Genomic DNA, 15,759 nt, shown 5'->3' with positions numbered 1-15,759 from the left:
TCATTTATGAAGGATGCCTTTGATTATTTATGTGTTTAATTTGCGCTATAGTTAGCTCGGTCTTGTTGTTCTTGAGCATAACGCTCAGGGTTCTTTTTATAAAAATCTTGATGATATTCTTCTGCTTTGTAAAATGTTGAAGCGGGTAAGATTTTAGTTGCTATTGCTTTTTCAGAATGAATGGTTTGCTCGAGTTGGTGGATGTATTGTTCAGCGAGTTTTTTTTGGTCCTCATTCGTGTAGAAGATTGCCGTTCTATATTGAGAACCTCTGTCTTGAAACTGACCGCCATCATCAATAGGATCAATTACCGAAAAGAATACTTCCAATAATTTATTATAAGAAAACAGTGCAACATCATATTCGATTTTTACAGTTTCATAATGTCCTGTGGTCCCACTTTTCACATCTTCATAAGTAGGGTTGTGAGTTGAACCACCCATGTAGCCAGATGTTACTGTTTCTATACCATCGAATTGATCGAAAGGTTTGGTCATACACCAGAAACACCCACCAGCAAAATATGCTGTATTAATATTCATTTATGCCATCCTTTCATTGGACCTTAGTACCATTTATTTAAAAATTACTTGATTTTTTAAAGTAACTTCTATAACTTAATTATATATAATTATAGTACATAGATATACAATTTTGAAGATTTTTACAAGACGTAAGGTAGGTAAATATGACAGAAGAGAAGGATAAGACAGTATACAGACGACAAGCAGAATCAGAGACACCTTCTAAACGACGAAATAAGAAAAAACTACGAAAATTACCTTTTATTATTTTGATTATAGTAATATTGCTTCTTGCAGCTATTATTTATATCGTCCATAGTTATCGTAGTGGTGTTAATTATGCTGAGAAACATGCCAAAGATATTAAAGTACATAAGTTTAACGGACCTGTTAAAAATGATGGTAAGATTTCTGTACTTGTATTAGGCGCTGACAAAGCAAATGGTGGTAAGTCAAGAACTGACTCCATCATGGTAGTTCAATATGATTTTATTCATAAAAAGATGAAAATGATGTCAGTAATGCGAGATATTTATGCAGAAATACCTGGGTATCAAAATTACAAAATTAATGCAGCATATTCACTTGGTGGTCCAGAACTGCTAAGAAAAACATTAAATAAGAATTTAGGTATCAATCCGGAATATTATGCAGTCATTGATTTTACAGGCTTTGAAAAAATGATCGATGAATTAGAGCCAAATGGTGTTCCTATGGACGTAGAAAAAGATATGTCTGAAAACATTGGCGTATCTCTTAAAAAAGGTCATCATCGTTTGAATGGTAAAGAATTACTTGGATATGCAAGATTTAGACATGATGAGGAAGGAGACTTTGGGCGAGTTAGACGTCAACAACAAGTTATGCAAACGTTGAAAAAAGAATTAGTTACGCCTAGCTCTGTAGTTAAGTTGCCTAAAGTAGCTGGTATTTTGAGAGGCTATATTAATACAAGTATGCCTAATTCAGCGATATTCCAAACAGGTATAAGTTTTGGTATTAGAGGAGATAAGAACGTAGAATCTCTTACAGTGCCGATTAATAATTCATACCAAAATATTAATACTAATAATGATGGCAGTGCATTAGATATTGATAAAGATAAAAACAAAAAGGCTATTCAAGAATTTTTAAATAATTAAATGACAGTAAAAAAGCACACTTGCTAAGTGTGCTTTTTTTACTACGCAATTAAGTACCATAATATTATTATGTAAACTTATCTACGTTTTATTCAGCGTCTGATTTTCTAACGCCTGCAACGCCATAATGATTTTTTTGCATTTCTTCAATGACAACATGAATAGCTTCTCTATTAGCTCCAGTTGTTTTTTCAACGGCATTTGTTACTTCAGTAACTAAATTTTTTAATTGTTCATCAGAACGTCCTTCTAATAATTTAACATTGATGATTGGCATTTTATTTCCTCCTTGAAATAGTAATTTCATCCATAGTATAGCATGTTTTAAGATACGACTCCAAAATAATTTTAAGAACACTCGTTCTTATTTTTGTTGAAATAGAACAAGTGTTCGTATATAATAAGAATTGGATAAGGGAGGTATCTGGCATGTATGATTATAATTTGTTGGAGGATAGAGATATTCTGTGTATTGATCAAAAGAGCTTTTTTGCTAGTGTTTCATGCATCGACAAAGGGTTGGACCCACTAGAAACAAAATTGGCAGTAGTTGCAGACACTAAAAGACAAGGTTCAGTTGTTTTAGCAGCTACACCTAAACTAAAAGAAATTGGTATTAAAACAGGGTCTAGGCTATTTGAAATACCACATCGAAATGACATTTATATTATTAATCCTAGCATGAGAAAATATTTAGAAGTTTCAATTGAAATTTCTAAAATTGCACTTAAATATGTACCAGGAGAAGACTTGCATCAATATAGCATCGATGAATTTTTTTTAGATGTAACTAATAGTTATCACCGATTTAACTCTACCGTTCAGTCATTTGCAGAGCGATTACAAAAAGAGATAGAAGATAAAACAGGGATATATTGCACAATAGGCATAGGCTCCAATATGTTATTAAGTAAGGTTGCAATGGATATCGAAGCGAAGCATACAGCCAATGGTATTACAGAATGGAGATATTATGATGTCCCCAAAAAGTTGTGGAAAATTTCGCCACTAAGGGAATTTTGGGGCATTAATAAAAAAACAGAAGCAAAACTTAACAAGAAAGGGATTGTAACGGTAGGGGATTTAGCACAGTATCCGTATAAATATCTCAAAAGAGATTTTGGTGTAATAGGGGTGGATATGCATTTACACGCAAACGGTATTGATCAAAGTAAATTGAGAGAGAAATATAATGTTACTAATCCTTCTATATGCAAAAGCCAAATTTTGATGAGAGATTACCGATTTGAAGAGTCGAAGGTAGTCATGCAAGAACTAATTGAAGATGTTGCTAGTAGAATAAGAGCACGTAAGCAATTGGCAAGAACCATTCACTTTTCATTTGGCTATACGGAAGGTGGCGGCGTACATAAGCAATATACATTAACGGATGCGACAAACTTGGAGCGAGATATTTATAAGGTAGTAAATTATTATGCGAATCAATTATGTGATAAACACGCGCTGTACCGGACATTGAGTGTATCATTGACACAACTTATTAATGAAGAAGACCGTCAACTCAATTTGTTTATTGATGAATATGAAAGAAGACGAGATGAGAAATTAGCTAAAACTATTGATTATTTACAAAATAAATATGGAAAGGGCATTATATCTAAAGCGATATCTTATACTGATGCTGGAACAAAGCATGGACGATTAGGTTTAATGGCAGGGCATAAAATGTAAATAATGTCCTCCTAACAATGATGGTATCAAGATGAAAATTGGGCATTCCAATTTCAAACTTGCTTTGCTCGTGGTATATCTTTGTGAAGTTCTCTTTACTCAGGGCTCGATGCCCAATTGTGCAATATTTGTATCATTTCTGCATTGGGGTCCAATCATCGGTGTCTTGAACTTCTAATATTTTAGGAGCGTCATCAAGTTAGGAGGATATACTTATAAAATATATGTTTCAAAATCATGCAATGCCTGAATACCACGTTCGCGATCTTCAGGAGTTTTAAAGCTAATTTGCAAAGCACCTAAAATATCTTCACGAACTTCGAGAATTTTTAAGTTACTTATAGAAATATTATGTAAACTCAAGATAGAAGTAACTTTGCTAATCATACCCGATTTATCTGGAATATCTACATAAAGATCATACGCAATACTTAGTGCACCTTGTTGCTTAACTGGGAGCTGGTCTCTGAACTTTTTAGCACTTGAGAAGAAATCATGAATCTCATCAGTGTGATTCGAGCGAATATGCGTGGAAATTGAATCTATCTGTTGTTGTAACATATCCAATAGGTGAAGTATGTTCTCTTGGTTACTAAATGTAATGTCACGCCACATATCTGCATTACTACTAGCAATACGTGTAACATCTCTAAAACCACCAGCAGCTAATTGAGTTATCAAAGCATGATGATTTGAGTTTGATTCGCTTAAATGAACTAAACTTGATGCAATAATATGAGGTATGTGACTGACGACACCAGTAACGTAATCATGTTCTTGGGCAGAGGTTGTTATAAATTTTGCAGATGTCGTTGATAATAATGATTGTAATTTTTGGGCTGTTTCAGCATTGCGTGCATCATTATAAACAAGGATGTAGTAAGCATTTTCAAACAAGTGTTTTTTAGCGTTAAGAACACCTGATTTATGACTTCCAGCCATTGGATGGCCACCAATAAGATGAATATCATTGCTTAACAGAAATGCTTCGTAGCTTTGAATATTAGCTTTCGTACTGCCAGTATCAGTTACAATCAAATGAGGTTGTGTTTGATAATTAGGTAATTCTTTTAAATACACTTCAGTTTGTTGTACAGGCGTAGCATAAATGATAACGTCTGCTTTTTTAACACCTTCACTATAATCTTCAACTTTTTCGTCAATTATTCCAATCGACAAAGCTTTTTCTAGTTGATTTTTATCTGCATCAAAAGCAGATATGGTTAAGTTAGGCTGGTAATATTTTAAGTTGCTGGCTAAACTTCCACCAATCAAACCAAGACCTACAAATAAAATATGTTGCATATTGAATCACCTTATTTCGAAATTTTCAGAATATGTACATTGTAAGGTACAGACTATAGATAAACAATAGTAAAATAAATGAATTAATAGTGATAGTATTATAAATACGATAAAATGTTACCAATAAATATTTTAACTAGGGGGAGATAATAATGACTCAAAAGGTATTGAAAACAATAAAAGAGCTCACAGAAATCAATAGTCCATCTGGTAATGCGACAGAGGCAATCAATTATGTTAAGAATAGAGTTGAATCACTTGGTTATGACACAAAGATAACAAATAAAGGCGCTTTAATTATCGAAGTTCAAGGAGAAAACCAAGCGCAACAAAGATGTATTACTGCTCATGTAGATACATTGGGAGCAATGGTTAAAGACATTAAAGAGGATGGTCGATTGGCTATAAGCTTAATAGGTGGATTTACATACAATGCTATTGAGGGAGAATATTGTGAGATTCAAACCGAATCGGGACAAACATATACTGGAACGATATGTATGCATGAAACAAGTGTGCACGTTTACAGAAATAACCATGAAATACCAAGAGATAGTGAACATATGGAAATCCGTATCGATGAAAAAACGACATCTGATCAAGAGACAAGAGATTTAGGAATTGAAGTGGGAGACTTTGTCAGTTTTGATCCTAGAACTGAAATTACCTCATCAGGATTTATCAAATCAAGACATTTAGATGATAAAGCGAGTGTGGCAATGATACTAGAATTGCTAGAGAAACTTAAGCAAGAAAAAAAGCAATTACCATATACAACTCAATTTTACATTTCCAATAACGAAGAAATTGGTTATGGTGCTAATGCTTCTATATCGGATAAGATAGTAGAATTTATTGCACTTGATATGGGCGCATTAGGTGATGGCCAGTCATCAGATGAATACACCGTATCAATTTGTGCTAAAGATGGATCTGGTCCATATCATAAAGAATTAAAATCACATCTCATAAATTTATGTAAAATAAATGATATACCATATAAAGTGGATATTTATCCTTATTATAGTTCAGATGCGTCAGCAGCCTTAAAAGCTGGTGCTGATATTCGTCATGGCCTATTTGGTGCTGGTATTGAATCATCTCATGCACTAGAGAGAACGCATATAGAATCTATTGAAGCAACACAAAATCTTCTTTATGCATACTGTTTATCACCTATAAATTTATAATCCATTGTTGACAAACAAAATAGATTTTTGTATTATACTGAATTATAAGAAATATCACACAATTCTATGAATGAAGTAGATGATATGGTTTGTAGCAAATAGAAAGCCAATGGGTGATGCAAATTGGCACAACGTATTTATCGAATTGGGTCTGGAATTCTAAAGTTTAATAATTGATGAGTGAACAATTTATTGTTAATTAAGGTGGCACCACGGTAACGCGTCCTTATAGTAAGCGCGTATGCTGTGGTGTTTTTAATATTCAATTTAATAGCATAAATGAAGTAGTGATAAGTATGGTAGTGACAGAAAGTTGATGGGTGATGTAAATCAACACCGCTTAATATGAAATTGGGTTTATGCTAGTAAAACAAATTAATATCAATGAGTGAATGTTCAATATTCCGAATAATCGGAATATTGCGTTAATTAAGGTGGTACCGCGCGTCAGCGTCCTTTAGATAAGGAGGCTGACTTTTTTAATGAAAGGAATGAGAAAATGGATTTTTATTATGAAGTATTAAGAGCGCATATAACGCCCGAAGTTTTAGGGCAGTTAAACGAACGAAAAATTATACTCGAAAGTACGAGTCAACAACAATTGAAAGGTAGATACTCTATTGTAGCATTTGAGCCTTATGGCACTGTCAAATTAAATGATAATTCTTTGATGATTGAAACTTTAAAAGGAACTCAAACAATAACTTCTGAGCCATACAATTATTTGAAATCATACATCAATCAGTTTGATTGTGACATTGATGATGAAACATTAAAGCAATTGCCATTTATTGCAGGTTTTATCGGAACGTGTAGTTTTGATTTAGTACGACATGAATTTCCAATTTTACAACGCATCGCTATTGAAAGTAAGAAAACAACACACGACGCAACGCTCTATATGATAGAAGATGTGTATGTATTTGATCATTATAAAGATGAGTTATACGTCATTGCGTCAAATCAATTTTCAAAAGTAAGTAAAACTGAATTAAAAACTAGGGTAGCTCGTAACGTTCAGTCATTATCACATATTCAAGTTTATCAAGAAGATATTAAAAAACGACCTAAGCGATCACATATAAAAGCAAATATTTCTGATGAACAATTCATTCATATCATCCAAGAAATGAAACGACGGATTACTGAAGGAGATATGTTTCAAGTTGTACCTTCTAGAATATATAGTTATGAGCATCATTTCAAAGCGGATAAGAACCAATTAAGTTATCAGCTTTATCAAAATTTAAAACGGAAAAACCCTAGCCCATATATGTATTACATCAACATGGACCGAGAGATTATAGTTGGGAGTTCACCAGAAAGTTTTGTCGCAGTTCATAACGGTGAGGTGACAACGAATCCCATTGCTGGAACGATTCAACGTGGTACAACGCCAGAAAAGGATGAGCGTAATGCTAATCAATTAATCACAGATGAGAAAGAGCGAAGTGAACATAGTATGCTTGTAGATTTAGGTAGAAATGACATTCATAGAGTGAGTATCACTGGATCTTCTGAAATATCTAAACTTATGGTAATTGAAAAATATGAACATGTCATGCATATCGTCAGTGAAGTGAAAGGCAAAATTAAAAAGGGGTTATCTCCGATGACTATTATTGCAAGTCTTTTACCAACTGGAACCGTTTCTGGTGCGCCTAAACTAAGAGCAATACAACGTATATATGAAGCATATCCATATAAGAGAGGCGTCTATAGTGGTGGCGTTGGTTATATCAATTGTAACCAAAATTTAGATTTTGCATTGGCAATACGGACCATGCTCATTGATGACAATACGGTTAATGTTGAGGCAGGCTGTGGGGTGGTATACGATTCTGTACCTGAAAAGGAGCTTGAAGAAACGCGACTTAAAGCCAAAAGTTTACTGGAGGTAACACCATGATACTAATTATAGATAATTATGATTCATTTACGTATAACTTAGTTGATATTGTTAGTCAAATTGATGATGTATGTATTAAATATCCAAATGATAAAGATGTATTGCATTATTTAGATCAAATTGATGGTGTGATTATTTCTCCAGGTCCTGGCCACCCATTAGATGGGGATGAATTGATGACAATTATTGATAACTATCATTCATTACCTATTCTAGGGGTATGTTTAGGCGCTCAAGCACTTACTTGCTATTACGGTGGCAAAGTTGTCCAAGGAGAAAAAGTGATGCACGGCAAAGTGGACACACTTGAAATTCAAAATCAGTCGCCACTCTATTTGTCGATACCACATCAAATTAAAATAATGAGATATCACTCGCTTGTCAGTGACATAGCGTCTTTTCCAAAGAATTTAATCATTACTGGGCGGACAAAAGATGCAATACAATCCTTTGAAGATAAGGAACATCTACATTTCGGAATTCAATATCATCCCGAATCATTCGCCACTGAGTTTGGCGCACAAATCATTAAGAATTTCATTCATATTGTAAAGGAAAGGGGGCATCTGAATGGTGCTACTAAAACATATAAATAACCATACTATTATAACCCAATCAGAGGCAACGCAATTGATAGCGTATCTAACAGATCCGCAAGTTGATATTGAAGATAAAGTCGATGTACTAACGCGTTTTACTAAAAAAGAAATTAAACAAGAAGAATTAACTTATATTGCCAATGGCTTAATTCAAACTATGTATCCTAAACAACCGACATATGAAGGCAGTATTTGTGTGTGTGGAACAGGAGGGGATAAATCAAATAGTTTTAATATTTCAACGACGGTATCGTTTGTCGTCGCGAGCGCAGGTGTTCCGGTTATCAAACATGGAAATAGAAGCATCACATCGCATTCAGGAAGCACAGACTTATTAAAAGAATTAGACATAAGGACGACGAAAGTATCAGATGTACCATTACAAATCGAAAGGAGAGGATTGGCATTTATTAATGCGATGGAATCTTATCCCATTATGAAACATATTCAACCCGTTAGAAAAATGATTCCTATGCCGACTATTTTTAATATAATTGGGCCACTTATCAATCCGTTTAAATTAACTTATCAAGTCATGGGCGTATACGACCCAAGTCGATTGCACATGATAACGCAAACACTTAGAGATTTAGGGCGTCGAAGAGCAATCGTAATACACGGAGCCAACGGTATGGATGAAGCTACATTATCTGGTGACAATGAAATTTATGAGCTAAATGAAAAAGGTAATATAACACATTATTATATTAATGCTAAAGATTATGGATTAAAGGTTGCTGATAACACAGCATTACAAGGTGGTAGTCCAATTGATAACAAACAAATTACGTTGGACATTTTAAGTGGTCGTGACACATCTTGTAAAAGAGATGTTGTTGTATTGAATGCAGCACTTGCATTATATGTTTCAGAAAAAGTAGCTACAATCGCTTCCGGAATAGGTCTCGCACAATATTTAATTGATAGTGGTCGTGCGATGAAACAATTTTTACAAATTAGAGGTGATAGTTGTGACAATATTAAATGACATAGTGGCATATAAAAAGCGTTTATTAAACGATGGTTATTATCATTAGAAATTACAAACATTAAAAGCGACAAAACATAGTCATAAAGCACGTTTAACCGATGCATTAAGTAGAAATGAAAATTTAGTATTAATCGCCGAAATCAAATCGAAGAGTCCGTCCATTAAGGCATTTCAACAAAAAGATGTAGTTCAACAAATAAAAGATTATGAAAGATATGGCGCAGATGCCATTTCTATCCTTACTGATGAACAATATTTTGGTGGTAGTTTTGAAAGATTACAAGCTTTATCGGCAAAGACACAATTGCCGGTGTTGTGTAAAGATTTTATCATTGATCCGCTTCAAATTGATGTTGCTAAACAAGCGGGTGCATCAATTATTTTACTCATTGTGAATATCCTTACTGATGAAAAGTTAAAACAACTTTATCATTATGCGACGTCTAAGGGATTAGAAGTGTTAGTTGAAGTACATGATGATAATGAGTTACAACGGGCATATGAGTTAGAACCGCAAATCATTGGTGTAAATAATCGAGATTTAAAATCCTTTAACACCGATGTTGAACATACGAATCATATACTTAAGTATAAAAAGGAAAACTATTTTTATATATCTGAAAGTGGTATTCATTCACAACAAGATGTCAAACAAATCATAAATAGTGGTATTGACGGCTTATTAGTGGGTGGTGCTTTAATGAATTGTAATCAGTTAGAACATTTTATACCATCACTTAAATTAAAAAAGGTGAAAATATGATTTTAAAATTTTGTGGATTTAAAACAAAATCAGAAGTGTTAAAGTTGCCTACTCTGAATGTAAATATGGTGGGATTTGTATACTATCCTAAAAGCAAACGTCATTTAGAGATTGAACAAATTAATGCGTTAGCCCAGTTTGTTCCAGATGGTATAGATAAAGTAGTTGTAATGGTTAATCCCACCTTTCAGCTTATAAAGAAAATGTTAAAACAAACGGATATCAATGGGATTCAACTCCATGGGGAAGAAACAATAGCATTTATCAAGCAAATTAAGTTGAATTTTAAGAATATTAAGATAATTAAAGCGTTACCAGCTAGCCAGAATATCATAGATGAAATTGAACGATATCGTCCTTATGTAGACTTATTTATTATAGATACGCCATCTAAGCATTATGGTGGGACTGGTCATTCATTTGATTGGACGATTTTAAAACGCATTAAGCAATCCGTTCCGTTTTTAATCGCTGGAGGTATTGATGCTAACAAAATAAAACAAATTGAAACATTACACCTAAATCACGTAGGTTATGACATCTCAAGCGGAATCGAAACAAATGGCATGAAAGACAAAAATAAAATGTTAGCTGTAATACAACAATTGAAGGGAGTACAATAGAATGTTTAATATACAAACCGAAGCAGATGAACTAGGATTTTTCGGAGAATATGGTGGTCAATATGTTCCGGAAACACTAATGCCGGCAATTATTGAATTGAAACAAGCATATGAGAAAGCAAAAAATGATCAATCATTTCAAGATGAATTATCGTACTATTTAAAAGAATATGTAGGTAGAGAAACACCGTTGACGTATGCAAAATCATACACCCAAGCACTGGGTGGCGCTCAAATATATTTAAAACGGGAAGATTTAAATCATACAGGTGCGCATAAGATAAATAATGCATTAGGTCAAGCATTATTGGCAAAGCGAATGGGCAAAAATAAATTGGTTGCAGAGACAGGAGCTGGTCAGCACGGGGTAGCAAGTGCCACAGTTGCTGCATTGTTCGATATGGAGTTAATCGTATTTATGGGTAGAGAAGATATTAAACGCCAACAGCTCAATGTATTTCGAATGGAATTATTAGGTGCCAAAGTTGAAGCCGTTGATGATGGTCAAGGAACACTCTCGGATGCGGTTAATAAGGCGTTACAATATTGGGTGAGTCATGTTGAGGATACACACTATTTACTCGGTTCAGCATTAGGACCTGATCCGTTTCCTACAATGGTTAGAGATTTTCAAAGTGTAATTGGCCGTGAAATAAAAGACCAAATACTTCAAAAAGCAGGACGATTACCTGATGCTGTGGTGGCTTGTATAGGTGGCGGTTCTAATGCTATAGGCACGTTTTATCCATTTATTCAAGATAACGTTAAGTTGTATGGTGTCGAAGCTGCTGGACAAGGATTTGATACAGATAAGCACGCGCTCGCAATTGGAAAAGGGCGACCTGGTGTACTTCATGGTTCAAAAATGTACTTAATTCAAGATGACCACGGACAAGTAGAATTAGCACACTCTATATCGGCTGGTTTAGATTATCCAGGTATTGGACCAGAACATTCATATTATCACGATATTGGACGTGTTAAATACGAACATGCTAGTGATACCGAAGCTATGGAGGCACTTATCCGCTTCAGTAAAATGGAAGGTATTATACCAGCCATTGAAAGTGCACATGCACTGAGCTATGTCGAAAAATTAGCACCAAAAATGAATAAAGATGAGATTTTAGTTGTGACGATTTCAGGTCGCGGTGATAAAGACATGGAGACAATTCGACATTATATGAAGACAAGAGGTGACTCACATGACTAAGCTTTTTATTCCATACATTATGGGAAATAAATCATTTATTAAGAATATGAAAATCTTAGATGAGAACGGTGCTGATATCGTTGAAATTGGTGTGCCGTTCTCAGATCCAGTTGCGGATGGTCCTATCATTATGGAAGCAGGTAACCACGCGATCAAAGAAGGAGTAACAATAGATTATATTTTTAATGAACTATCTAATCATAAAGATGAAATCAATTGTAAATATGTATTAATGACGTATTACAACATTATTGTTTCTTATGGCGAAGAGGCTTTCTTTAAACAATGTGCAAATGTGGGTGTTTATGGTGTGATTATTCCTGATTTGCCACACGAATTAACTCAAAAATTGAAAGCTAAAATAGCTAAGGTGAATGTTAAGCTCATATCACTTGTAGCAATGACTGCAGATGATGAACGTATAAATAAAATTGTTAAACAGGCAGAAGGATTTATCTATACGGTAACAATGAATGCTACAACAGGTGAAAATGGAACATTTCATCCACAATTAAAAGATAAATTAAAACTGCTTAAAGCACATACAGATATACCAGTTGTTGCAGGGTTTGGAATCAGAACAATTGAACATGTCAAAGATATTGCTGATGTAGCAGACGGTGTAGTTATTGGTAGTGAAATCGTTAAACGTTTGAGTCAAGATGATAATGTGGATACGATTCACTTTTTGAAACAAGTAAGAGAGACGCTAGATATGCTTTAGATAAAAAGCATCCCTTGGTGGTGATAATACAAATTTCAATCATTATTGTACAATAGCTACACTTAATTATTGTGGCAAAACAAACTGGGAGCGGACGACGAATTTTAAAAGAATTCTATTCCGCTTCCAGTTTTTATTTACTATTTTGATTAGATGATATCGTTTAGATAGGATCACAACATTTATTTTGTAAAATATTTCAATCTCATAAATGGTTTGTATTTTAGTTTTGTTAATTTCTATTGTATACTTAATGAAACTGGATATATAAATTTTTGGTTGAAGATAAAGATATTATTCAAAATTATAATTTAAATTTTGAACTAAAAAAATAGATAAAGATTCTTTGAAGTAGGAGCAATAAATAATGAAGTTTACAAATTTAACAGCTGCAGAATTTGGCAATTATACAGATAAAATGCCATATAGTCATTTCACCCAAATGACTGAAAACTATGAGATGAAAGTTGCAAATAAAACAGAAACTCACTTAGTTGGTATCAAAAATAAAGATAATGAGGTCATTGCAGCTTGTATGTTAACAGCAGTACCAGTCATGAAATTTTTTAAGTACTTTTATAGTAACCGTGGACCAGTAATTGATTATGATAACAAAGAGCTTGTCCACTTTTTCTTTAATGAATTAACAAAGTATTTAAAACAACATCATTGCCTCTTTGTTCGTGTTGATCCTTATTTACCATATCAATACTTAAATCATGACGGTGACATAACAGGTAATGCTGGCAATGATTGGTTCTTCGATAAGATGAAGCATCTAGGATTTGAACACGAAGGATTTACTAAAGGCTTTGACCCGATTAAACAAATTCGTTACCATTCTGTTCTAGATTTAAAAAACAAAACAGCTAAAGATGTATTAAACGGTATGGATAGTCTTCGTAAACGTAATACAAAAAAAGTTCAAAAAAATGGTGTGAAAGTTAAGTTCTTATCAGAAGAAGAACTTCCAATCTTCCGTTCATTTATGGAAGATACTACCGAAACGAAAGAGTTCCAAGATAGAGACGATAGTTTCTATTATAATCGATATAGACATTTTAAGGATCGCGTCCTCGTTCCATTAGCTTATATTAAATTTGATGAGTATTTAGAAGAACTTCAGAATGAACGTGAAACGTTAAATAAAGATGTAAATAAAGCGATTAAAGATATTGAAAAACGTCCAGATAATAAAAAGGCGTTAAATAAAAAGGAAAACCTTGAAAAACAACTTGATGCTAATCAACAAAAAATAGATGAGGCAAAAACATTACAAGCTGAACACGGTAATGAACTGCCAATATCTGCTGGTTTCTTCTTTATCAATCCATTTGAAGTTGTATACTATGCTGGAGGAACTTCTAATAAGTATAGACATTTTGCGGGAAGTTATGCTGTTCAATGGACAATGATTAATTATGCGATTGATCACGGCATTGATAGATACAATTTTTATGGCATCAGTGGTGACTTCAGTGAAGATGCTGAAGATGTTGGTGTTATTAAATTTAAAAAAGGCTTCAATGCAGATGTAATTGAGTATGTTGGGGACTTTATGAAACCGATTAACAAACCTATGTATTCAGTATATAAGACACTCAAAAAGATGAAAAATAGATTTAATTAAGAGGGGAATAGACGAATATGAAATTTACAGAGTTAACAGTTAAAGAATTCGAAAACTTTGTACAAAACCCATCATTAGAAAGCCATTACTTCCAAATGAAAGAAAATATTCAAACACGTGAAAATGATGGCTTTGAAGTAGTGTTACTTGGTGTTAAAGACGAAGGCAATAAAGTGCTTGCAGCTAGCCTTTTCTCAAAAATACCAACTATGGGAAGTTATGTATATTACTCAAATCGCGGTCCAGTTATGGATTATTCAGATCTAGGTCTAGTTGATTTTTATTTACGTGAATTAGAAAAATATCTACATCAACATCAATGCCTATACGTAAAAATTGATCCATATTGGATTTATCAAATTTATGATAAAGATATTAATCCACTTGAAGATAGAGAGAAAAATGATGCGGTAGTCAACTTATTTAAATCTCATGGTTATGAGCACCATGGATTTACTACTAAATATGACACATCAAGTCAAGCGCGTTGGATGGGGGTTAACTACCTAAAAGGTGAAACACCTGCATCATTGAGAAAGCAATTTGATAGCCAACGAAAAAGAAATATCAATAAAGCGATAAACTACGGGGTAAAAGTAAGATTTCTAAGTAGAGATGAATTTCATATATTCCTAGATTTATATCGTGAAACAGAAGCGCGAACAGGTTTCGTATCTAAGACAGATGAATACTTCTATAACTTCTTTGATACTTATGGAGATAAAGTGCTTGTTCCACTTGCATATATTGATTTAGATGAATACATAAAATCATTGCAAGACGCATTAACTGACAAAGAGAGCCGTCGTGATCAAATGATGGCAAAAGAAAATAAAAATGATAAACAACTTAGAAAAATTGCTGAATTAGATAAGCAAATTGAACACGATAAAAAAGAACTCTTAAATGCAAGCGAATTACGTCAAACAGATGGCCAAATCTTGAATTTAGCATCAGGTATTTTCTTCGCAAATGCATATGAAGTGAATTACTTCTCTGGAGGCTCATCTGAAAAATATAATAATTATATGGGACCATATATGATGCATTGGCATATGATGAACTATTGTTTCGAACATGGTTATGATCGCTATAATTTCTACGGTTTATCAGGCGATTTCACAGAGAATAGTGAAGATTATGGTGTTTATCGCTTTAAACGAGGATTTAATGTATATATCGAAGAGTTAATTGGGGATTTCTATAAACCTATTAATAAGTTTAAATATTGGTTGTTTAATACACTTAATACAATTCGCAAGAAAATAAAAAAATAAATTAATGTTAATAAAGGCTGCGACATTCAACATGTCACAGCCTTTATTTATCGTAACCAGTGATAGAGACAAGTTACAATACAGTGTAGGTAAATTCTAAGTTGATTTTCATGTTGCCCCTACAATTTAATATTACCACAGGTTTGGTTTTTAACAATAATATTACAAAATAAATTT

Annotated in this window: 14 protein-coding genes and 1 pseudogene; 12 read left to right on the top strand and 3 right to left on the bottom strand. The window is 33.5% G+C overall.

The window, feature by feature from the left end; all coding sequences use genetic code 11:
* Window positions 1-35 precede the first annotated feature (35 nt).
* Window positions 36-542 (bottom strand): peptide-methionine (S)-S-oxide reductase MsrA, encoded by a 507-nt coding sequence (msrA, locus tag AK212_RS10920; RefSeq protein ID WP_053030965.1) that lies wholly within the window; start codon window positions 540-542, stop codon window positions 36-38.
* A 146-nt stretch (window positions 543-688) separates the two neighbouring features.
* On the opposite strand from msrA, the gene AK212_RS10915 reads away from it, so the two are divergent.
* Window positions 689-1,666 carry an LCP family protein gene (locus tag AK212_RS10915; RefSeq protein WP_053030963.1) on the top strand — a complete coding sequence of 326 codons (978 nt, stop codon included), beginning with the start codon at window positions 689-691 and terminating at the stop codon, window positions 1,664-1,666.
* 88 nt (window positions 1,667-1,754) lie between these two features.
* Here AK212_RS10915 and AK212_RS10910 read toward each other — a convergent pair whose 3' ends face one another.
* Entirely contained in the window at window positions 1,755-1,943 is a 189-nt protein-coding gene (locus AK212_RS10910) for a 2-hydroxymuconate tautomerase (protein ID WP_053030962.1), read from the bottom strand.
* A gap of 152 nt (window positions 1,944-2,095) precedes the next feature.
* On the opposite strand from AK212_RS10910, the gene AK212_RS10905 reads away from it, so the two are divergent.
* The gene (locus AK212_RS10905; protein ID WP_053030960.1) at window positions 2,096-3,358 is read left to right on the top strand and encodes a Y-family DNA polymerase; all 1,263 of its coding nucleotides are present in this window, start codon (window positions 2,096-2,098) and stop codon (window positions 3,356-3,358) included.
* Window positions 3,359-3,571: 213 nt separating this feature from the next.
* Here AK212_RS10905 and AK212_RS10900 read toward each other — a convergent pair whose 3' ends face one another.
* A complete protein-coding gene (locus AK212_RS10900; protein ID WP_053030959.1) occupies window positions 3,572-4,663 on the bottom strand; it encodes a prephenate dehydrogenase in 1,092 nt (363 codons plus the stop codon).
* Between the two features lie 152 nt (window positions 4,664-4,815).
* Here AK212_RS10900 and AK212_RS10895 point away from each other — a divergent pair, with 152 nt between their 5' ends.
* From AK212_RS10895 to AK212_RS10850, 10 genes and pseudogenes are all read left to right on the top strand, one after another.
* On the top strand, window positions 4,816-5,853 hold the full coding sequence (locus tag AK212_RS10895; protein WP_053030957.1) for a M42 family metallopeptidase: 1,038 nt from the start codon (window positions 4,816-4,818) through the stop codon (window positions 5,851-5,853).
* Between the two features lie 499 nt (window positions 5,854-6,352).
* Window positions 6,353-7,762 carry an anthranilate synthase component I gene (locus tag AK212_RS10890; protein WP_053030955.1) on the top strand — a complete coding sequence of 470 codons (1,410 nt, stop codon included), beginning with the start codon at window positions 6,353-6,355 and terminating at the stop codon, window positions 7,760-7,762.
* Window positions 7,759-8,358 (top strand): anthranilate synthase component II, encoded by a 600-nt coding sequence (locus tag AK212_RS10885; RefSeq protein ID WP_053030952.1) that lies wholly within the window; start codon window positions 7,759-7,761, stop codon window positions 8,356-8,358. Before AK212_RS10890 ends, AK212_RS10885 begins: the two co-directional genes overlap by 4 nt.
* A complete protein-coding gene (gene trpD / locus AK212_RS10880; RefSeq protein ID WP_053030949.1) occupies window positions 8,333-9,349 on the top strand; it encodes an anthranilate phosphoribosyltransferase in 1,017 nt (338 codons plus the stop codon). Before AK212_RS10885 ends, trpD begins: the two co-directional genes overlap by 26 nt.
* Window positions 9,333-10,115: pseudogene (gene trpC / locus AK212_RS10875) on the top strand (indole-3-glycerol phosphate synthase TrpC). Before trpD ends, trpC begins: the two are co-directional and overlap by 17 nt.
* Window positions 10,112-10,738, top strand: coding sequence for a phosphoribosylanthranilate isomerase (locus tag AK212_RS10870; RefSeq protein WP_053030947.1), 627 nt, complete (start codon window positions 10,112-10,114; stop codon window positions 10,736-10,738). The pseudogene trpC and the gene AK212_RS10870 overlap by 4 nt, the downstream one beginning before the upstream one ends.
* Window position 10,739: 1 nt before the next feature.
* Window positions 10,740-11,951 (top strand): tryptophan synthase subunit beta, encoded by a 1,212-nt coding sequence (gene trpB, locus AK212_RS10865; protein WP_053030944.1) that lies wholly within the window; start codon window positions 10,740-10,742, stop codon window positions 11,949-11,951.
* Complete coding sequence (trpA, locus tag AK212_RS10860) at window positions 11,944-12,675, top strand: tryptophan synthase subunit alpha (RefSeq protein ID WP_053030942.1); 732 nt, start codon at window positions 11,944-11,946, stop codon at window positions 12,673-12,675. Before trpB ends, trpA begins: the two co-directional genes overlap by 8 nt.
* 367 nt (window positions 12,676-13,042) lie before the next feature.
* On the top strand, window positions 13,043-14,305 hold the full coding sequence (locus tag AK212_RS10855; protein WP_053030941.1) for an aminoacyltransferase: 1,263 nt from the start codon (window positions 13,043-13,045) through the stop codon (window positions 14,303-14,305).
* A gap of 17 nt (window positions 14,306-14,322) precedes the next feature.
* Window positions 14,323-15,582, top strand: a complete 1,260-nt coding sequence (locus AK212_RS10850) for an aminoacyltransferase (RefSeq protein ID WP_053030939.1) — start codon at window positions 14,323-14,325, stop codon at window positions 15,580-15,582.
* Window positions 15,583-15,759 lie beyond the last annotated feature (177 nt).

This window comes from Staphylococcus borealis, from assembly GCF_001224225.1.
GTDB lineage: Bacteria > Bacillota > Bacilli > Staphylococcales > Staphylococcaceae > Staphylococcus > Staphylococcus borealis.
This window is presented reverse-complemented; position numbering and strand designations above follow the sequence as displayed.

Bases quoted from the DNA above. Each gene is read 5' to 3' on its own strand.
- msrA (WP_053030965.1), bottom strand. From the start codon at position 542: ATGAATATTAATACAGCATATTTTGCTGGTGGGTGTTTCTGGTGTATG.
- AK212_RS10915 (WP_053030963.1), top strand. From the start codon at position 689: ATGACAGAAGAGAAGGATAAGACAGTATACAGACGACAAGCAGAATCA.
- AK212_RS10910 (WP_053030962.1), bottom strand. From the start codon at position 1,943: ATGCCAATCATCAATGTTAAATTATTAGAAGGACGTTCTGATGAACAA.
- AK212_RS10905 (WP_053030960.1), top strand. From the start codon at position 2,096: ATGTATGATTATAATTTGTTGGAGGATAGAGATATTCTGTGTATTGAT.
- AK212_RS10900 (WP_053030959.1), bottom strand. From the start codon at position 4,663: ATGCAACATATTTTATTTGTAGGTCTTGGTTTGATTGGTGGAAGTTTA.
- AK212_RS10895 (WP_053030957.1), top strand. From the start codon at position 4,816: ATGACTCAAAAGGTATTGAAAACAATAAAAGAGCTCACAGAAATCAAT.
- AK212_RS10890 (WP_053030955.1), top strand. From the start codon at position 6,353: ATGGATTTTTATTATGAAGTATTAAGAGCGCATATAACGCCCGAAGTT.
- AK212_RS10885 (WP_053030952.1), top strand. From the start codon at position 7,759: ATGATACTAATTATAGATAATTATGATTCATTTACGTATAACTTAGTT.
- trpD (WP_053030949.1), top strand. From the start codon at position 8,333: ATGGTGCTACTAAAACATATAAATAACCATACTATTATAACCCAATCA.
- AK212_RS10870 (WP_053030947.1), top strand. From the start codon at position 10,112: ATGATTTTAAAATTTTGTGGATTTAAAACAAAATCAGAAGTGTTAAAG.
- trpB (WP_053030944.1), top strand. From the start codon at position 10,740: ATGTTTAATATACAAACCGAAGCAGATGAACTAGGATTTTTCGGAGAA.
- trpA (WP_053030942.1), top strand. From the start codon at position 11,944: ATGACTAAGCTTTTTATTCCATACATTATGGGAAATAAATCATTTATT.
- AK212_RS10855 (WP_053030941.1), top strand. From the start codon at position 13,043: ATGAAGTTTACAAATTTAACAGCTGCAGAATTTGGCAATTATACAGAT.
- AK212_RS10850 (WP_053030939.1), top strand. From the start codon at position 14,323: ATGAAATTTACAGAGTTAACAGTTAAAGAATTCGAAAACTTTGTACAA.